Raw genomic sequence first — 17850 nt, 5'->3', positions numbered from 1 at the left:
ATGCGCGTACTGCTGACCGGACACCAGGGATATCTGGGAACCGTCATGGCCCCGGTCCTCGCCGCCGCCGGACACGAGGTCGTCGGCCTGGACGCCGGCCTGTTCGCCGACTGCGTCCTCGGCCCGCGGCCCGCCGACCCGTCGGGGCACCGGGTGGACCTGCGCGACGTCACGGCCGACCACGTGGCCGGCTTCGACGCCGTGATCCACCTGGCCGCGCTCTCCAACGACCCGCTGGGATCGCTGGCGCCGGAACTCACCTACGACATCAACCACCACGCGTCCGTACGGCTGGCCCGGCTGGCCCGCGACGCCGGGGTGCGGCGCTTCCTGTACGCGTCGACCTGTTCGGTGTACGGCGCCGCCGGCGGCGACGACCTGGTCGGCGAGGACGCCCCGCTGCGCCCGGTGACGCCGTACGCGGAGTCCAAGGTGCGGGTGGAGGACGACCTGCACGAACTGGCCGACGACGACTTCACCCCGGTGTTCATGCGCAACGCCACCGCCTTCGGCTACTCGCCCCGGCTGCGCGCCGACATCGTGCTGAACAACCTGGTGGGCCACGCCCTGCTGTCCGGCGAGGTCCTGGTGCTCTCCGACGGCACGCCCTGGCGCCCGCTGGTGCACGCCGCCGACATCGCGCGGGCCTTCACGGCCGCGCTGAGCGCGCCACGGGAAGCGGTGCACGACCGGGCGTTCAACATCGGCAGCGAGACCAACAACGTCACGGTCGCCGAGATCGCGGAGCAGGTCGCCGAGGCGGTGTCCGGCGCGAAGGTGCGGATCACCGGCGAGAACGGCGCCGACCCGCGCTCGTACCGGGTGGACTTCTCCCGGTTCCGCGCGGCGCTGCCGGGCTTCGACTGCGAGTGGTCGGTGAAGCGGGGAGCGCTGGAACTCGCCGACGCCTACCGGGACCACGGCCTGACCCGCGAGGCCTTCGACCAGCGCTTCACCCGCCTCGCCGTGCTGCGCGCGGCGTCCGAGGCGGGCACCGTCGACGACACCCTGCGGTGGCGCCGGTGACCACGCAGGGGGAAAGAGGTACCGGCGAGGAGATGTACGCCCTGGTGGAGCGGCTGTACCCGCTCTGCCGGAGCATCACCGGCGACGGTGTGCGCGCCACCCTGGACATCGTCGGCGAGTACATCCCGCTGCGGGTGCACGAGGTGCCGACCGGGACGCAGGTCCTCGACTGGACGGTGCCGCAGGAGTGGAACATCCGGGACGCGTACATCGCGGACGCCTCCGGACGCCGGGTCGTGGACTTCGCCGCGTCCAGCCTGCACGTGCTCGGCTACAGCGTGCCGGTGTCGCGGACCATGCCCCTGTCCGAGCTGCGCGCGCATCTGCACACCCTGCCGGACCAGCCGTCCTGGGTGCCGTACCGCACCAGCTACTACCAGCCGGAGTGGGGCTTCTGCCTGGCGCAGGACACCCTGGACGCGATGCCGGACGGCGACTACGAGGTGGTCGTCGACTCCACCCTCGCCGACGGCCACCTCACCTACGCCGAGCATGTGGTCCCCGGGCAGGTCACGGACGAGGTGATCGTCTCCTGCCACGTCTGCCACCCGTCGCTGGCCAACGACAACATGGCCGGCGTGGCGGTGGCGACATTCCTGGCCCGGGCGCTGGCCGAGGAGAAGCCGTACCACACCTACCGGTTCATCTTCGCGCCCGGCACCATCGGGGCGATCACCTGGCTGGCCCGCAACGCGGAGCGGATCGAGCGGGTCAAGCACGGGCTGGTGCTGGCCTGCGCCGGCGACCGGGGCTCCTTGACGTACAAGCGGAGCAGGCGCGGCGACGCGGAGATCGACCGGGTGATGCGGCATGTGCTGGCCGCCTCCGAACGGCCGCACCGCGTCACCGAGTTCACTCCGTACGGCTACGACGAGCGGCAGTACTGCTCGCCCGGTTTCGACCTCGGCGTGGGCTCGCTCACCCGGACCCCGTACGCGGGCTACCCCGAGTACCACACCTCGGCCGACAACCTGGATCTCGTCTCCCCGGAGGCGATGGCGGACACCCTCGCGGTCTGCCGCGAGGCGTTCGCCGTCCTGGACCGCAACCGCCGGTACGTCAACCTCAGCCCCTACGGCGAACCGCAGCTGGGCCGGCGCGGGTTGTACGACGCGCTCGGCGGCCGCAGCGACACCAAGCAGGCGCAGATGGCCATGCTGTGGGTGCTCAGTCTGTCCGACGGCGAACACGGTCTGCTGGACGTCGCCGAGCGGTCCGGGCTGCCGTTCGACACCGTCGCCACCGCCGCCGACGCCCTGCGCGGCGCCGGCCTGATCAAGGCATGACGCCCATGACCACCGAGGAGGAGCGGACAGCCGCACCGACAGGGTCCGCCAAGCGGGCCCTCGTCGGCCGGCTGTCGTGGGGACTGGCCGACCAGGCGGCCTCCAGCATCAGCAACTTCGCGGTGGGCATCTATGTGGCCCGCTCGCTGGGGGTGACCGCGTTCGGCGTGTTCAGCCTGGCCTGGGTGACCTACGGCGTGGTGCTCAATGTCTCCCGCGGCCTGGCCACCGACCCGCTCGTGGTGCGCTTCAGCGGTGTGCCGGAGGCGGACTGGCGCGGGGCGGTGGCCCGCTCGACGGGTACGGCGCTCGGCGTCGGTACCGCCATCGGCGCCCTGTCCCTGGTGGCCGGAGTGGCGCTCGGCGGCCGGCTGGGGCCCGCGTTCGTCTGTCTCGGCGTCATGCTGCCGGGGCTGCTGCTGCAGGACGCCTGGCGGTTCTCGTTCTTCGCGGCGGGCGACGGCCGCAAGGCCTTCCTCAACGACGTCGTGTGGTGCGTGGCCCTCGTCCCGGCCATGGTGGCGGCGGCCCGGGTGAACACCGTGGCCGCCTTCGTGCTGGCCTGGGGCGCGTCCGCCGCGGTGGCCGCCGCGTACGGCTGCCTCCAGTCCGGCATCCGGCCCCGGACGGCCCAGGCGCGCGGATGGCTTCGCGAGCAGCGCGATCTCGGCTACCGCTACCTGGTCGAGAACGTCAGCCTCAGCGGCGCGAGCCAGCTGCGGGCCTATGGGCTCGGCGCGATCGTCGGGGTCGGCGCGGTGGGCGCGGTGCGGGGTGCCGAGCTGCTGATGGGCCCCTTCCTCGCCGTCCTGATGGGGCTGTCGCTGGTCACCGTCCCGGAGGCGGCACGGGTGCTGCGGCAGTCCCCGCACCGCCTCGGCGCGTTCTGTCTCCTGCTGGGCGGCGGGCAGGCCGCCGCCGCGCTGCTGTGGGGCGGGTCGCTGTTGCTGCTGCCCGACCGGCTCGGCGAGCTGGTCCTCGGCGACGTCTGGCACTCCGCCTCACAGCTCATCGTGCCGATCACCCTCGGCGTCGCGGGCGCCGGCCTCGGCACCGGCGCGGCCGCCGGGCTGCGCGCGCTCGGCGCCGCCCGGCACAGCCTGCGCTCCCAGCTGTTCGCCTCCGCCTGCTATGTCGGCGGCGGCCTCGGCGGGGCGGCCCTCGCCGGCACGGTCGGCTCGGCCTGGGGCGTCGCCGCCGCGACCGTCAGCGGCTCGGCCGTGTGGTGGCTGCACCTGCGGTCCGCCCTGCGCGAGCGCCACCACGACTCCGTTCCCGAAGTGAGGACCTCATGACCGACCGACCCAGGCTGAGCATCGGCCTGCCCGTGTACAACGGCGAGGAGTATCTGGCGGAATCGCTCGACGCGCTGCTCGGCCAGACCTACGAGGACTTCGAACTCGTCGTCTCCGACAACGCCTCCACCGACGGGACCGAGGACATCTGCCGCAAGTACGCCGCGCAGGACGCCCGCATCCGGTACATCCGGCTGCCGCGCAACGTCGGTGCCACACCCAACCACAACTATGTGTTCACCCAGTGCCGCGGCGAGCTGTTCAAGTGGGCCTCGCACGACGACCTCTACGCCCGGGATCTGCTGCGGACCTGCGTCGAGGCGCTGGACGAACGGCCGGACGTGATCCTCGCCCACGCCGACCAGGCCGTCATCGACGGCGACGGCCAGGTGAAGGTCCCCTACGACTACACGCTCGACACCGGCTCGCCGCACGCCCCGGAGCGCTTCCGCAGCCTGCTGTTCGAGCCCGGCGGCGACGACTTCTACGGGGTGATCCGGGCCGACGCGCTGCGCCGGGTACGGCCGATGGACAGCTACCACCACGCGGACCGCACGTTCGTCGCCGAGATCGCCCTGCACGGGCGCTTCCACCAGGTGCCGGAGCTGCTGTACTTCCGCCGCGACCACCCCACCCGCGCCGAGCGGGCGAACCCGTCCAAGCGCGCCCGGTGCGTCAACCTGGACCCGCGCCGGGCGGGCCTGCTGCATCCGACGCCCCGGCTGCTCGCCGAGTACGTCTGGGGCTTCGTCTCGGCGATCCGGCGGGCCCCGCTGTCCCCGGCCGACCGGCGCGCGTGCTACCGCCATCTGGTGGCGTGGGCGACCAGCCGGGTCCGGCCGGGCGCGGGTGAGCGGGTCGAGGACCGTGCCCCGGTCGACCCGGCCGAGCTGACCGTCTCCGTCGACGCCCTGGTCGCCGGACGAGAAGGGAGGCGGGCGTGAACCGGCGTACGCGGGTGGGGGTGTTCGGACTGCTCGGGTCCGGCAACCTCGGCAACGACGGGTCGCTGGAGGCCGTCCTGCGCTATCTGCGCGCCGAGCATCCGGACGCCGTGGTGGACGCGCTGTGCGGCGGACCCGAGGCGGTCACGGCCCGGTTCGGGATCCCCGCGACACGGCTGCACTGGAACCGCGCGGAGTACCGGACCGCGTCCCGCGCGGGCGCGATCGTCTCCAAAGGGCTCGGCAAACTCGTCGACGTCTTCCGCACCGCCGCCTGGGTGCGCCGGCACGACGTGGTGATCGTGCCCGGCATGGGCGTCCTGGAGGCCACTCTGCCGCTGCGGCCGTGGGGCTTCCCGTACTCGCTGTTCCTGCTCTGCGCGAGCGGACGGCTGCTGGGCACCCGGGTCGCGCTGGTCGGTGTCGGCGCCGCCGGGATCCGGAGCCGCCCGACCCGGGCCCTGGTGCGCTGGTCGGCGCGGCTCGCCGCCTACCGGTCGTACCGCGACGAGCAGTCCCGCGACGCGATGCGCGCGATGGGCGTGGACACCGCGCGCGACGAGGTCTACCCCGACCTCGCGTTCTCCCTGCCCACGCCACGGGCGGGCGCGCCCACGGGCACGCCGGGGCCGGTCTGCCTGGGCGTCATGGACTTCCACGGCGGCAACGACGACCGCGCCCGGGCCGAGGAGATCCACCGCCGCTACCTCGACGGGACGATCACCTTCGTGCGCACCCTGGTCGACGAGGGCAGGCCGGTCCGGCTGCTCACCGGCGACACCTGCGACGAGGCGGTGGTCGCCGCGATCCTCGACGCGGTCGACTCACCGCTGGTCACCGCGGCCGAACCGGCCTCGCTGGCGGACCTGATGGACGAGATGGCGGCCGCCGACAGCGTGGTGGCCGTCCGCTACCACAACCTGATCTGCGCGCTGAAGACCGCGACGCCCGTGCTCGCCCTCTGCTACGCGGCGAAGAGCGACGCGCTCATGGACCGGATGGGCCTGGGCGCGTACTGCCACCCGGCCCGCGAGGTCGACGCCGACCGGCTGCTCGAACAGTTCCGGGACCTGGAGAAGCACGCGGCGGAGCTGCGCCAGACCCTCGTCGAGCGCAACCGGGTCGCCGCGGAGCAACTCGCCGAGCAGTTCGCCGTTCTGACCACGACCCTGTTCCCGGGCACCGCCCCCGCACTACGGAAGGCTCCATGAAAGCGACCGAAGTCCCGGAGATCGCCGGCGCGTACCTGTTCGAGCCGACGCCGTACGCCGACGAACGCGGCTTCTTCTGCCGCACCTTCGACGTCGACGTGATCCGCTCGGTGGGCCTCGACCCGCACGCCTTCGTCCAGGACAGCGTGTCCCGCTCGGTCCGGGGCGTCCTGCGCGGCCTGCATCTGCGCTCCGGCGCCGGGGAGGCCAAGCTGGTGCGCTGCTCGTACGGGCGGATCTACGACGTCGTCGTCGACCTGCGCCCCGACTCGCCGACGTACCGCCGCTGGACGTTCTTCGAACTGTCCGGCGAGACCCAGGCGACCCTGTACATCCCGGCGGGCTGCGCGCACGGCTTCCAGGCGCTCACCGAGACCGCCGACACGTCGTACCGCATCGACCGACCGCACGACCCGTCCGAGGACGTGACGATCGCCTTCGACGACCCGGAGCTCGCCATCCCCTGGCCGCTGCCGGTCACGTCGATGTCACCCCGGGACCGGGAGGCACCCAGCCTCGCCGAGGTCCTGAAGCACAGAGAGAGTTGAGGCCCGCGTGGACACCGAAGACACCGGCGCGTTCCGTCTGCCCCGGTCGCGGCAGGCGAACGAGCGGCTGCACGCCCTGATCCCCGGGGGCGCGCACACCTACGCCAAGGGCGACGACCAGTACCCCGAGGACCTGGCCCCGGTCATCAGCCACGGCCACGGTGCCCATGTGTGGGACGTCGACGGCAACCGGTACGTCGAGTACGGCTCGGGGCTGCGGTCGGTCAGCCTGGGCCACGCCCACCCGCGCGTGACCGAGGCGGTGCGCCGGGAGATCGACCGCGGTGGCAACTTCGTCCGGCCGTCCGTCGTGGAGGCCGAGGCCGCGGAACGCTTCCTGGCCACGGTGCCGACCGCCGAGATGGTGAAGTTCGCGAAGAACGGCTCGGACGCCACGACCGCCGCGGTGCGCCTGGCCCGCGCGGCCACCGGGCGCCCTCGGGTGGCCCTCTGCGCCGACCATCCGTTCTTCTCCGTCGACGACTGGTTCATCGGCACCACCCCGATGTCCGCGGGCATTCCGGCGGCGACCACCGAGCTCACGGTGACGTTCCCGTACGGGGACCTGGCCGCGACGGAGGAGCTGCTCACCCGGTACGAGGGCGAGGTGGCGTGCCTGATCCTCGAACCCGCCACGATGGTCGAGCCGCCGCCGGGATATCTCGCCGGGCTGCGCGAGCTGGCCGACCGGCACGGCTGCGTGCTGGTCTTCGACGAGATGATCACCGGTTTCCGCTGGTCCGAGGCGGGCGCCCAGGGCCTGTACGGCGTCGTCCCCGACCTCTCCACCTTCGGCAAGGCGCTGGGCAACGGGTTCGCCGTCTCCGCGCTGGCCGGGCGCCGCGAGCTGATGGAGCTGGGCGGGCTGCGCCACTCCGGCGACCGCGTGTTCCTGCTGTCCACCACGCACGGGGCGGAGACGCACTCGCTGGCCGCGGCGATGGCCGTGCAGACCGTCTACGCCGAGGAGGGCGTCACCGCGCGGCTGCACGCCCTGGGCGAGCGCCTGGCCGCCGGGGTCCGCGAGGCCGCGGCCGGCATGGGCGTCGGCGACCATGTCGTCGTGCGGGGCCGGGCCAGCAACCTGGTCTTCGCCACGCTGGACGAGAACGGGCGGCCCTCGCAGGAGTACCGCACCCTGTTCCTGCGCCGGCTCCTCGCGGGCGGGGTGCTGGCCCCGTCGTTCGTGGTGAGCAGCGCCCTGGACGACGCCGACATCGATCACACCGTCGAGGTGGCGGCCCAGGCGTGCGCGGTGTACCGGAAGGCACTGGACGCCTCCGACCCCGGCCCGTGGATGGGCGGACGGCCGGTGAAGCCCGTGTTCCGCCCCCGGGTGTGAGGTGACGGCACGTCAGCGGCGCTCCCGCCGGCGTGCCTCGGCAGCCCGGTCGACCAGCCACGCCGTCGCCGGGACCACCGCCAGCGCGGTGCACCAGCCGCCGAGGACGTCGGTCGGGTAGTGCGCGCCCAGGGCGACCTGGGCCCAACCCATGGCGGCGCCGGCGACCAGCGCGGCGGCGAGCACGAGGAGCGTGCCGGCCCGCCTGCCGAGGCCGGGCCGCCCGCCCGCGGGCAGCGCGACCGCGAGGGCGAGCGCGGTCAGGAAGGCGGTGTGCCCGCTCGGGTAGGAGAGGTTGCCGGGGCCGTGGATGGTGCGCCCCACCCCATGCTTGAGCAGGGTCGCCGTCCCCACCGCCGCGACGGCGCCGGCGACGAGGAGCACCGCCGTGCGGGGGCGGCGCAGCAGCAGACAGCAGGCCACGGCGGCCGCGACCAGCAGCGTCGAGCCGACGGGCTCCCCCAGGAAGTCCAGGACCAGGGCGACACGCCGCCAGGGTCCGTGCACCGGATCGGCCGTCGGCTGGACGAACCATCGGTCCACCCTGCCGGGCTCGCTGTGGCCGGCGTAGAGGACCCCGAGCAGCACGACCACCACGGTGGCGAGGGCCGCGACCGGCCCGAGCGACGCGCGCAGCGACGGGGGCAGCACGGCGGTCGCCGACCGACCCGGGTCGGAGACAGCGGTTTCACGGACGGTACGGCTGATGCGACGCACCTCCCCCTCCCGTCGGTGCCGGCCTCCACCCTAACCAACAACACCGGGCCCGGGGCCCTATCTTGGCGCTCATGCAGTCATACACGATCGGCCAGGCCGCACGGCTGCTCGGCGTGAGCCCGGACACCGCGCGGCGGTGGGCGGACGCGGGCCGGGTGGCGACCCACCGCGACGAGAGCGGCAAGCGGCTCATCGACGGGAAGGCCCTGGCCGCCTTCTCCGTGGAGCTCGCCAAGAGCGGCGGCGGCGAGGAGGACACCCCCTCCCGCACCTCGGTCCGCAACGCCTTCCCCGGCATCGTCACCGCCATCAAGCTCGGCGACGTCGCCGCCCAGGTCGAGATCCAGGCCGGACCGCACCGCCTGGTGTCCCTGCTCACCCGGGAGGCCGTGGAGGAACTGGGCCTGGAGGTCGGCATGGAGGCCACGGCCCGGGTGAAGTCGACGAACGTGCACATCGACCGCGTCTGACCGTGACAGCGCCCGCCCACCCCTTCCGTACGAACGCACATGCCATGCCGACGCGCCGCAGACGCCGATCATGCGATGCGACAGAAGACTTTCGGCTTGCATGTGCGGCACTATCGGGGAAACATCGTGGCTGCGTTCGCGCAGGACCTGAGGGAGTGGACCCGTGATGACCCGTTCCGTGCGCCGAATCCGTCGGACGTGGCAGGTGACCGGCGTCGGCGCCGCCGCCCTGCTGGCCCTGAGCGCCTGCTCGTCCTCCGACGCGGACTCCGGCTCCACCGCGTCCGGCTCCTCGGCGTCCGCCTCCCACCAGCTGTCCGGCGAGGTGACCGTCTTCGCCGCCGCCTCCCTGAAGGAGAGCTTCACGACGCTGGGCAAGGAGTTCGAGAAGGCTCACCCGGGCACCAAGGTGACCTTCAACTTCGCCGGGAGCGACTCCCTCGCCGCGAGCATCAACGGGGGTGCCCCCGCCGATGTGTTCGCCTCGGCCAGCCCCAAGACGATGAAGATCGTCACCGACGCCGGGGGCGCCTCCGGCACGCCGGCCACCTTCGTCCGCAACCAGCTGGAGATCGCCACCCTGCCGGGCAACCCCGACAAGATCGCCTCCCTGAAGGACCTCACCGCCTCGGATCTGAAGGTCGTGCTGTGCGACACGTCGGTGCCGTGCGGCGCCGCCGCCCGAAAAGCCCTCGACGCGAGCAAGCTGAAGCTCACCCCCGTCTCCTACGAACAGGACGTCAAGGCCGCTCTGAACAAGGTGGTGCTGAAGGAGGCCGACGCCGCGGTCGTCTACAAGACCGATGTGAAGGCCGCGGGTGACAAGGTGGAGGGCGTGGACTTCCCCGAATCGGCCGGCGCCGTCAACGACTACCCGATCACCCTGCTCAAGGACGCCAGGAACCGCGAGGCCGCCCAGGCGTTCATCGCGCTCGTGCGCTCCGCCGAGGGCCGGAAGGTCCTGACCGGGGCGGGCTTCCTCCTGCCGTGACCTCACGACGCGGTGGCGCCCCCCTGCCGCTCCTGCTGCCCGCCCTGATCGGCGTGGCGTTCCTCGTGCTGCCGCTGGTCGCGCTGCTGATCCGCGCGCCCTGGAGCAGCATGCCCGACCTGCTGACCAGCCCCGAGGTGTGGCAGGCGCTGCGGCTCTCCCTGGTCTGCGCGACGGCGGCGACCGCGGTGAGCCTGGTGCTGGGGGTGCCGCTGGCGTGGCTGCTGGCCAGGGTCGACTTCCCGGGGCGGGGCCTGGTGCGGGCCCTGGTGACCCTGCCGCTGGTGCTGCCGCCGGTGGTGGGCGGTGTGGCCCTGCTGATGGCGCTGGGCCGCAACGGGGTCGTCGGGAGGTGGCTGGACGCCTGGTTCGGGATCACCCTCCCCTTCACCACCACCGGCGTGGTGGTCGCGGAGGCCTTCGTCGCGATGCCGTTCCTCGTGATCAGCGTGGAGGGCACCCTGCGGGCCGCCGACCCGCGCTACGAGGAGGCCGCCAGTACGCTCGGCGCGTCCCGCTTCACCGCGTTCCGCCGGGTCACGCTGCCGCTGATCGCCCCCGGCGTCGCGGCCGGCGCCGTGCTGGCCTGGGCGCGGGCGCTCGGCGAGTTCGGGGCGACCATCACGTTCGCCGGCAACTTCCCCGGCCGCACCCAGACCATGCCGCTCGCCGTCTACCTCGCCCTCCAGAACGACCCGGAGGCGGCGATCGCCCTCAGCCTGGTCCTGCTCGCCGTGTCGATCGCGGTGCTGGCGGGGCTGCGTGACCGCTGGATGACCGCCTCATGACCGGGATCCACGACGGGCGTCGCGACACCGCCCGGGACGGCCTCGACGCCCATCTGGTGGTCGAGCGCGGCTCCTTCCGCCTCGACGTGCGCCTCGGCGCGGCGCCCGGTGAGGTGGTCGCGCTCCTCGGGCCCAACGGCGCCGGCAAGACCACCGCCCTGCGCGCCCTCGCCGGGCTCGTCGCGCTGTCCGGCGGCCATCTGCGGCTGGACGGCGCGGAGTTGGACCGTACGCCGCCGGAGTCCCGCCCGGTCGGCGTCGTCTTCCAGGACTATCTGCTCTTCCCCCACCTGTCCGCGCTGGACAACGTGGCCTTCGGACCGCGCTGCCACGGTGCCGGCAAGGCGCGGGCCCGCGCCGAGGCGGCCGCCTGGCTGGAGCGCATGGGCCTCGCCGAGCACGCCGCGAGCAAGCCGCGCGGGCTCTCCGGCGGGCAGGCGCAGCGCGTCGCGCTCGCCCGTGCCCTGGCCACCCGGCCACGCCTGCTGCTGCTCGACGAGCCGCTGGCCGCCCTCGACGCCCGCACCCGCCTCGACGTGCGCGCCCAGCTCCGTCACCATCTGGCCGCGTTCGAGGCGGTCGCCGTCCTCGTCACGCACGACCCGCTGGACGCCATGGTGCTCGCGGACCGTCTGGTGGTGGTCGAGGAGGGCCGGGTCGTCCAGGAGGGCACGCCGTCCGACATCGCCCGCCGTCCGCGGACGGACTACATCGCCCATCTCGTCGGCCTCAACCTGTACCGGGGCCGGGCCGAGGGCCACACGGTCCACGTCGACGAGGGGCCCGCGATCACCACCACCGAGGACCTCACCGGCCCGGTCTTCGTCGCCTTCCCGCCGAGCGCGGTCACCCTGCACCGGGACCGGCCCACCGGATCCAGCGCCCGCAACGTCTGGCGCTGCGCGGTGGCCGGCCTGGAGACCCACGGCGACCAGATCCGCACCGCCCTCACCGGCGAGCTCCCGCTGGCCGCCGACCTGACGACGGCGGCCGCGGCGGAACTCGGCCTGCACCCCGGAGCGGAGGTCTGGGCGACCGTGAAGGCGACCCAGACACACGCGTACCCGGCGTGAGGGAGGCGGTCGGGCGGGGCGGAGGTCAGGCGCGCAGGTCGCGCAGGGCGGCGCCGATGACGGCGATGCCCTCGTCGATCGCGTGGGCCGGGCCCGCCGCGTAGCCGAGCACCAGGCCGGGTGGCCCGGGGGCGATCCGGTGCCAGGACAGCGGCTGCGCCTTGACGCCCCGCTCCAGGGCGGCCGCGGCGAGGTCGACGTCGCTGAAGCCCGCTCCAGGGCGGCCGTGCGCAGGGCGTCGTCCGCCGCGGAAGCCCCCGCCGGGGACGCCGTCGGTCGCGTCGCCGAAGGTGATCATGAGGTGCAGGCCGGCCGCGGCGCCGTGCACACGGGCGCCGGGCAGATGCTCCGCCACGGCCCGCAGCATCACGTCCCGGCGCCTGCGGTGGCGGCGCCGGACATGGCGCAGATGCCGTTCCAGCTCGCCCGAGTCCATCAGCCGGGCCAGTACCAGCTGGGTCAGGACGCCGTTGCCGAGGTCGGCGTACCGCTTGGCGGTCACCACGGCGTCCAGCCGGTCCCGTGGGACGAGGAGCCAGCCGACCCGGAGCGCGGGCGCGAGCAGTTTGGAGACGCTGCCCGCGTAGCAGACGCCCTCGGGCATCAGCGAGCGCAGTGCCGGCACCGGCGGCCGGTCGTAACGGTGCTCGGCGTCGTAGTCGTCCTCGATCACCACCCCGCCGTCAGCCGCCCAGCGCAGCAGTTCGCGGCGGCGTTCCCCGTCGAGGACGACACCGGTGGGGAACTGGTGGGCCGGCGTCATCAGCACCGCCCGGGCCCCACCGGCCCGCAGCGCGCCCACGTCGAGCCCGCCGGCGTCGACGGGGACGGGCACGGTGACGTGACCCCCGTACTCCAGCTGCTGGCGCGCCCCGAGGGATCCGGGGTCCTCGACGGCGACACGGCGGATCCCGTCCGCCCGCAGGATCTGTCCGAGCAGGCCCAGGGCCTGCGCCACCCCCGCGACCACGACGACCTCGTCAGGGTCGGCGCGGATACCGCGGTTGCGGGCCAGCCAGCCGACGACGGCCCGGCGCAGGGCGGGGGCGCCCCGGGGGTCGCCGTAGCCGAAGTCGGCGGGGGTGACCCCGGCGAGGGCGGCGCGTTCGGCACGCAGCCAGGCGGTCCGGGGGAAGGCGGCGAGGTCGGGGACGCCCGGGGAGAGATCGATCCGGCAGGGCAGCGCGCGCAGGGCGTCGACGACCCCCTCACGGTCGGCCGAGCCGAAGACCTCGCGTCCGGGGGCGGGCGGGCGCGGGGGTGCGGGTGCGGGTGGGTGTTCAGGTGTGCGCGCTGATTTCGGCGTCGGCCTCGTGGCGGCGGCCGGAGCCGCCACGACCACCGTGCCGAGCCGGCCGCGGCCGGCGATCTGGCCGGACTCGGCGAGCCGCCGGTACGCCTCGGTGACCACGCCCCGGGTGACGCGCAGCTCGTCGGCGAGCACCCGGCTGGCCGGCAAGCGGGTCCCCACGGGCAGCCGTCCGTCGGCGATGGCCGACCGCAGCCGCTCGGCGAGCCAGGCGGTACGCCCGCCGGGCGGCGCCTGGCCGATGTCCAACTGGAGGAAGTCCGACCCCGAGACGGAGATCGGGGCCGGGGTCGGGGCCGGGGCCGAGGTCTCCGCCGGCCGGGCGTCCGCCCTTTTGGACCCCTTGGCCCGTGGGGTCGTGGACCTGTTCATGGCGTCCATTGTGTCGGCAGGGTGGCCGGTATGGACACTCCCTCCGCTTCCCTCGGCCGGCTCGTCCCCGGCATGGTCGGTATGACGCTGGTCGGCAGCAGCGTCACCGTCTCGCACACCCTCGTCGACGCCCCGCTGTTCACCGCCCAGGCCGTCCGCTACGCCGCCGCCACCGTGTTCCTGCTGGTCATGGCGCGGTTCGCGGGGGCCCGGGTGGTGCGGCCGCGCGGTGTGGAATGGCTCTGGCTGGCCGGCGTCGCGGTCACCGGGCTGGTCCTGTTCAACGTGGCCGTGGTCCGGGGCGTCGAGCACGCGGAGCCCGCCGTGGTCGCCGTCGCGGTGGCCTGCGCACCGGTCGTGCTCGGCGTCGCGGGCCCGCTGCTGGAGCGGCGCAAACCGAGTCGGCAGGTGCTGCTGGCCGCGCCCGTGGTGGTGGCGGGTGCGGTGCTGGTGGAGGGGACGGGCCGGACCGACGCCGTCGGGGTGGCCTGGGCGGCGCTCACCCTGGGCTGCGAGGCCGCGTTCACGCTGCTGGCGGTGCCGGTGCTGCGGCGGCACGGCCCGTGGGGGGTGTCGGTGCACGCGATGTGGCTGGGCGGCGCGCTGCTGTCCGTCTTGGGCTGGACGGTGGAGGGTCCGTCGGCGGCGGGGGAGCTGACCGGGGCCCAGTGGGCGGCCGTCGGCTATCTGGCGCTGCTGGTGACGGCGGTCGCGTTCGTGCTCTGGTACTCGACGGTGCGTGCGGTGGGGGCGGGGCGGGCCGGACTGCTCACCGGCATCGCGCCGCTCGCCGCGGCGGGCGTCGGCGCCGCCTCCGGCTCGGGCGCGCCGGGGCCGTCGGTGTGGCTGGGCATCGCCGTGGTGATCGCCGGCCTGGTCGGGGGTCTGCGACCGGGGCGGACCGGGACCCCGGATCCGGCGGTCGCCGGGAGCCGCCCCGCGACGGTCCACCCGCCCGTCTGAGGCGCCCGTGGCGGGGGCGGGGGTCGGCAGCCCGCCTCCGTCCAAACCATTGACGAGAACATGCCCACCCCCTATGTTCTGGCCGCAGTTACGAACCACGTTCGAAATTACGGACGGAGAACTCCCTTGACCCGCACCGCCGTTCGGCTGCTCACGGCCGCCTTCATGGCCCTCGCCGCCGCCCTGATCGGCCCGGCAGCCCCCGTCCACGCCGCCGCACCCGACTCCCCCGCCGTGACGTACACCAACCCGATCGCCGAGAAGCGGGCCGACCCGCACATCGTCAAACACACCGACGGCTACTACTACTTCACCGCGACGGTCCCCGAGTACGACCGGATCGTGCTGCGCCGGGCCACGACCCTCCAGGGCCTGTCGACGGCCCAGGAGGTCACCATCTGGACCAAGCACAGCAGTGGCGTCATGGGCGCCCACATCTGGGCGCCGGAGATCCACTTCATCGACGGCAAGTGGTACGTGTACTTCGCGGCCGGGTCGACGTCCGACGTGTGGGCGATCCGGATGTACGTCCTGGAGGGCACCGGCGCCAACCCGCTGACCGCAACCTGGACCGAGAAGGGCCAGATCAGGACCACATGGGAGAGCTTCTCCCTGGACTCCACCACCTTCGTGGTGAACGGCGTGCGCTATCTGGCCTGGGCGCAGCGCAATCCGGCCGAGGACAACAACACCAGCCTGTTCATCGCGAAGCTGGCCAACCCCTGGACGATCGAGGGGACTCCGACGGAGATCTCGCAGCCGACGCTGCCCTGGGAGACCGTCGGTTACAAGGTGAACGAGGGCCCGGCGGTGATCCAGCACGGCGGCAAGGTCTTCCTGACGTACTCGGCGAGCGCCACCGACGCCAACTACTGCCTGGGCATGCTGACCGCGTCGGCGACGGCCGATCTCACCGACGCGGCGTCCTGGTCGAAGGGTTCGTCACCGGTCTTCACGTCGAACGCCGCGACCTCGCAGTACGGTCCCGGCCACAACTCCTTCACCGTCTCCGAGGACGGCAGGTCGGACATCCTCGTCTACCACGACCGCGCCTACAAGGACATCACCGGCGACCCGCTGAACGACCCCAACCGCCGCACCCGTGTGCAGAAGCTGTACTGGAAGGCCGACGGCACCCCCGACTTCGGCGTCCCGGTCGCCGACGGGGTCAGTCCGCAGCGCTTCTCCTCGTACAACTACGCCGACCGATTCATCCGCCACTGGGACTACCGCGCCCGCATCGAGGCGAACGTCAGCCCGCTCGCGGACTCGCAGTTCCGGGTGGTGCCGGGGCTGACCGGCAGCGGCACGGTCTCCCTGGAGTCGGCGAACTTCCCCGGCTACTACCTGCGGCACAGGAACTTCGAGGTGTGGCTGGAGAAGAACGACGGGACGACGGGGTTCGCCTCGGACGCCGCCTTCCACCGCCGCTCCGGACTCGCCGACCCGGCGGGTGTCTCCTACGAGTCCGTCAACTACCCCGGCCGCTATGTCCGGCACTACGACTACCAGCTGTATGTGCAGACCCCGAGCACCGCGACGGACCGGGGGGACGCCACCTTCTACGCCCAGTGACCGGCCGAGAGGGCACGCGGCCGGGACTATACGCGGGGCGTATACGCGGTATGTATAGTCTCGGCATGCCCTCTCCGACCAGGATGATGAAGAAAACGCGGTCCGGGTTGCGTGCCGCCGCCGTCTCGGCGGCGGCCGCGTGCCTGGCGCTCGCGCTCACCGGCTGCGGCGGCCTCGACACCACCGCCCCGAGCTCCGTGCGCGCGCGGCCCGCGGCCACCGCCCAGGCCCGGGTCGGCACCGTCGACTGCAGTGAGGCGAAGTGCATCGCGCTCACCTTCGACGCCGGGCCGAGCGAGCACTCCGCCCGGCTGCTGGACATCCTGAAGGAGAAGCAGGTGCCGGCCACCTTCTTCCTGCTCGGGCAGCGGCACATCGAGAAGTACCCGGAGCTGGTGCGGCGGATGGCGGCGGAGGGTCACGAGGTGGCCAGCCACACCTGGGACCACAAGATCCTCACCGAGCTGAAACCGGACGAGATACGCGAGGAGCTGGAGCGGCCGAACCAGGCGATCGAGCGCCTCACCGGTCACCGGCCCACCCTGATGCGCCCGCCGCAGGGCCGCACGAACGACACCGTGCACGCGGTCTGCCGCGAGCTGGGCATCGCCGAGGTGCTGTGGACGGTGACCGCCAAGGACTACCGGACGGACGACCCCGACCTGATAGAGCGGCGCGTCCTCGACCAGGCCGACCGGGACGGGATCATCCTGCTGCACGACCTCTACGACGGAACCGTGCCGGCCGTGCCCGGCATCATCGACTCACTGAAGGCGCGCGGCTTCGTCTTTGTGACGGTCCCTCAACTCCTGGCCCCGGGACGGGCGGAACCCGGCAAGGTGTACCGCTGACGGAGGACGGCCCCGCGGGGGCCCGGCGATCGGTGGACGGGCTGCCCCGCGGGGTGCGGCGGGCGGTCAGAAGACGACCGACCAGCCTTCCCTGGACGCCTGTTCGGCGGTGTAGGAGACGCCGTGCACCTTGAGGCCGGCCGCGTCGACGAGGGTGATCTCCCCACCGTGGTTGCCGAGTTGGGCGCCGCCGTCGAGCGGCACGGGCAGCGCGGCGCCGGGGGCGAGCGGACCCGCCGGGACGGCGGAGAACTGGCCGATGCGGTCCAGCAGGCGCCAGCCGGTGAGGTCGACCGGCTCCGGGGAGGCGTTGAGCAGGGTGACCCGCTCGGCCTCCGGGGCCGGTCCGGCCGGGTTGACCAGGGCGGCGACGATCCGCACGGGCTGCGCACCGGGCTCGGGGCGGGTGCCGTCGGCCTCCGGGATCGTGTGGCCGGTGCTGTCGTCGGTGTGCCAGGACTGGCTCTGGAAGGCGAGGAAGATACCGACCCAGCGCTGCTCGGAGGGGAAGTGCAGCAGCAGGCCGCCGTCCTGCCAGACCCCGTCGTCCCCTCTGAACCGGCCGCTGTTGCCCTGGTTCATATGGACGTCGTGCACGCCGTTGCCCGGCAGGAAGCCGAACACCTTGTCCGCGATGGCGCTTTCGGGTCCCCAGCGCTCGCCGAAGATGTACAACCGGGCGTCCTCGGTCTCGACCGCGCGGCGGACGTAGTGGTCGAGGAGGTCGGCGAGGTCGTTGTCCGGGCCGGTGACCTCGGGCGGCAGCGGCCGCATCTTCGCCGGGTCGAACAGATTGCCGCGCACGAAGTCGAGGTTGGGGCCGCCGGGGCCCGGCGGCAGCGTGTTCCAGCCGCTGCCCAGGCCCGCCAGACGGGCCGTGACGGGGTGGTGGAGGTCGTCGTCGAGCAGGTAGAGCAGCTCCGAAGGGCTCTGCTGCGACAGCACGTTGACGGAGGCACGGTAGTGCGTGCCGGTGTCGTCCGTGAGGTGGATCTGGTAGTGCGGGGTATCGGCGGCACCTTCACGCCGGGTGCCCTCCGCGCGCGCGATCAGCACGCCATAACTCTTCAACGGCATGGTGCTCAACTC

General features: G+C 73.3%; 17 protein-coding genes. 14 read left to right on the top strand and 3 right to left on the bottom strand.

Annotation, left to right across the window (positions count from 1 at the left end; all coding sequences use genetic code 11):
• The 7 genes from ACZ5NW_RS01805 to ACZ5NW_RS01775 are packed head-to-tail and all read left to right on the top strand — an operon-like array spanning position 1 to position 7652.
• Positions 1-1026, top strand: a complete 1026-nt coding sequence (locus ACZ5NW_RS01805; RefSeq protein ID WP_468741712.1) for an NAD-dependent epimerase/dehydratase family protein — start codon at positions 1-3, stop codon at positions 1024-1026.
• A gap of 32 nt (positions 1027-1058) precedes the next feature.
• Positions 1059-2312, top strand: coding sequence for a DUF4910 domain-containing protein (locus ACZ5NW_RS01800; protein WP_468742956.1), 1254 nt, complete (start codon positions 1059-1061; stop codon positions 2310-2312).
• Positions 2309-3607: a hypothetical protein gene (locus tag ACZ5NW_RS01795; RefSeq protein WP_468741711.1), complete on the top strand. Its 1299-nt coding sequence runs from the start codon at positions 2309-2311 to the stop codon at positions 3605-3607. The genes ACZ5NW_RS01800 and ACZ5NW_RS01795 overlap by 4 nt, the downstream gene beginning before the upstream one ends.
• Positions 3604-4551 (top strand): glycosyltransferase family 2 protein, encoded by a 948-nt coding sequence (locus tag ACZ5NW_RS01790; protein WP_468741710.1) that lies wholly within the window; start codon positions 3604-3606, stop codon positions 4549-4551. Before ACZ5NW_RS01795 ends, ACZ5NW_RS01790 begins: the two co-directional genes overlap by 4 nt.
• Positions 4548-5762 carry a polysaccharide pyruvyl transferase family protein gene (locus ACZ5NW_RS01785; protein WP_468741709.1) on the top strand — a complete coding sequence of 405 codons (1215 nt, stop codon included), beginning with the start codon at positions 4548-4550 and terminating at the stop codon, positions 5760-5762. Before ACZ5NW_RS01790 ends, ACZ5NW_RS01785 begins: the two co-directional genes overlap by 4 nt.
• Entirely contained in the window at positions 5759-6310 is a 552-nt protein-coding gene (gene rfbC / locus ACZ5NW_RS01780) for a dTDP-4-dehydrorhamnose 3,5-epimerase (RefSeq protein WP_468741708.1), read from the top strand. The genes ACZ5NW_RS01785 and rfbC overlap by 4 nt, the downstream gene beginning before the upstream one ends.
• A 7-nt stretch (positions 6311-6317) precedes the next feature.
• Positions 6318-7652, top strand: coding sequence for a glutamate-1-semialdehyde 2,1-aminomutase (locus tag ACZ5NW_RS01775; protein WP_468741707.1), 1335 nt, complete (start codon positions 6318-6320; stop codon positions 7650-7652).
• A gap of 12 nt (positions 7653-7664) precedes the next feature.
• Here ACZ5NW_RS01775 and ACZ5NW_RS01770 read toward each other — a convergent pair whose 3' ends face one another.
• Positions 7665-8360 (bottom strand): phosphatase PAP2 family protein, encoded by a 696-nt coding sequence (locus ACZ5NW_RS01770; protein ID WP_468742955.1) that lies wholly within the window; start codon positions 8358-8360, stop codon positions 7665-7667.
• Between the two features lie 80 nt (positions 8361-8440).
• Here ACZ5NW_RS01770 and ACZ5NW_RS01765 point away from each other — a divergent pair, with 80 nt between their 5' ends.
• The 4 genes from ACZ5NW_RS01765 (at position 8441) to ACZ5NW_RS01750 (ending at position 11691) form a co-directional block, all read left to right on the top strand.
• The gene (locus tag ACZ5NW_RS01765) at positions 8441-8839 is read left to right on the top strand and encodes a TOBE domain-containing protein (RefSeq protein ID WP_468741706.1); all 399 of its coding nucleotides are present in this window, start codon (positions 8441-8443) and stop codon (positions 8837-8839) included.
• Between the two features lie 166 nt (positions 8840-9005).
• Positions 9006-9830 (top strand): molybdate ABC transporter substrate-binding protein, encoded by an 825-nt coding sequence (gene modA / locus ACZ5NW_RS01760; RefSeq protein WP_468741705.1) that lies wholly within the window; start codon positions 9006-9008, stop codon positions 9828-9830.
• Complete coding sequence (locus ACZ5NW_RS01755) at positions 9827-10618, top strand: ABC transporter permease (protein WP_468741704.1); 792 nt, start codon at positions 9827-9829, stop codon at positions 10616-10618. Before modA ends, ACZ5NW_RS01755 begins: the two co-directional genes overlap by 4 nt.
• The gene (locus ACZ5NW_RS01750) at positions 10615-11691 is read left to right on the top strand and encodes an ABC transporter ATP-binding protein (protein WP_468741703.1); all 1077 of its coding nucleotides are present in this window, start codon (positions 10615-10617) and stop codon (positions 11689-11691) included. The genes ACZ5NW_RS01755 and ACZ5NW_RS01750 overlap by 4 nt, the downstream gene beginning before the upstream one ends.
• Positions 11692-11716: 25 nt before the next feature.
• On the opposite strand, the gene pdxR is transcribed toward ACZ5NW_RS01750, so the two are convergent.
• Entirely contained in the window at positions 11717-13381 is a 1665-nt protein-coding gene (pdxR, locus tag ACZ5NW_RS01745) for a MocR-like pyridoxine biosynthesis transcription factor PdxR (RefSeq protein ID WP_468741702.1), read from the bottom strand.
• 21 nt (positions 13382-13402) lie between these two features.
• Here pdxR and ACZ5NW_RS01740 point away from each other — a divergent pair, with 21 nt between their 5' ends.
• The 3 genes from ACZ5NW_RS01740 to ACZ5NW_RS01730 all read left to right on the top strand — a co-directional run bounded on the left by ACZ5NW_RS01740 (position 13403) and on the right by ACZ5NW_RS01730 (position 16761).
• The gene (locus ACZ5NW_RS01740) at positions 13403-14335 is read left to right on the top strand and encodes a DMT family transporter (RefSeq protein ID WP_468741701.1); all 933 of its coding nucleotides are present in this window, start codon (positions 13403-13405) and stop codon (positions 14333-14335) included.
• A gap of 126 nt (positions 14336-14461) precedes the next feature.
• Positions 14462-15910, top strand: coding sequence for a family 43 glycosylhydrolase (locus ACZ5NW_RS01735; protein ID WP_468741700.1), 1449 nt, complete (start codon positions 14462-14464; stop codon positions 15908-15910).
• A gap of 86 nt (positions 15911-15996) precedes the next feature.
• Positions 15997-16761, top strand: a complete 765-nt coding sequence (locus ACZ5NW_RS01730) for a polysaccharide deacetylase family protein (protein ID WP_468742954.1) — start codon at positions 15997-15999, stop codon at positions 16759-16761.
• A gap of 66 nt (positions 16762-16827) precedes the next feature.
• Here ACZ5NW_RS01730 and ACZ5NW_RS01725 read toward each other — a convergent pair whose 3' ends face one another.
• Complete coding sequence (locus tag ACZ5NW_RS01725) at positions 16828-17838, bottom strand: DUF2278 family protein (protein ID WP_468741699.1); 1011 nt, start codon at positions 17836-17838, stop codon at positions 16828-16830.
• Between the last annotated feature and the right edge of the window lie 12 nt (positions 17839-17850).

The sequence above is a fragment of the Streptomyces sp. NPDC032126 genome, assembly GCF_055580085.1.
The sequence above is the reverse complement of the archived record's forward strand: the minus strand, read 5'-3'. Positions and strand labels throughout refer to the sequence as shown.

Bases quoted from the DNA above. Each gene is read 5' to 3' on its own strand.
- rfbC (WP_468741708.1), top strand. From the start codon at position 5,759: ATGAAAGCGACCGAAGTCCCGGAGATCGCCGGCGCGTACCTGTTCGAG.
- ACZ5NW_RS01805 (WP_468741712.1), top strand. From the start codon at position 1: ATGCGCGTACTGCTGACCGGACACCAGGGATATCTGGGAACCGTCATG.
- pdxR (WP_468741702.1), bottom strand. From the start codon at position 13,381: ATGGACGCCATGAACAGGTCCACGACCCCACGGGCCAAGGGGTCCAAA.
- ACZ5NW_RS01800 (WP_468742956.1), top strand. From the start codon at position 1,059: ATGTACGCCCTGGTGGAGCGGCTGTACCCGCTCTGCCGGAGCATCACC.
- ACZ5NW_RS01725 (WP_468741699.1), bottom strand. From the start codon at position 17,838: ATGCCGTTGAAGAGTTATGGCGTGCTGATCGCGCGCGCGGAGGGCACC.
- ACZ5NW_RS01730 (WP_468742954.1), top strand. From the start codon at position 15,997: ATGAAGAAAACGCGGTCCGGGTTGCGTGCCGCCGCCGTCTCGGCGGCG.
- ACZ5NW_RS01750 (WP_468741703.1), top strand. From the start codon at position 10,615: ATGACCGGGATCCACGACGGGCGTCGCGACACCGCCCGGGACGGCCTC.
- ACZ5NW_RS01795 (WP_468741711.1), top strand. From the start codon at position 2,309: ATGACGCCCATGACCACCGAGGAGGAGCGGACAGCCGCACCGACAGGG.
- modA (WP_468741705.1), top strand. From the start codon at position 9,006: ATGACCCGTTCCGTGCGCCGAATCCGTCGGACGTGGCAGGTGACCGGC.
- ACZ5NW_RS01790 (WP_468741710.1), top strand. From the start codon at position 3,604: ATGACCGACCGACCCAGGCTGAGCATCGGCCTGCCCGTGTACAACGGC.
- ACZ5NW_RS01765 (WP_468741706.1), top strand. From the start codon at position 8,441: ATGCAGTCATACACGATCGGCCAGGCCGCACGGCTGCTCGGCGTGAGC.
- ACZ5NW_RS01740 (WP_468741701.1), top strand. From the start codon at position 13,403: ATGGACACTCCCTCCGCTTCCCTCGGCCGGCTCGTCCCCGGCATGGTC.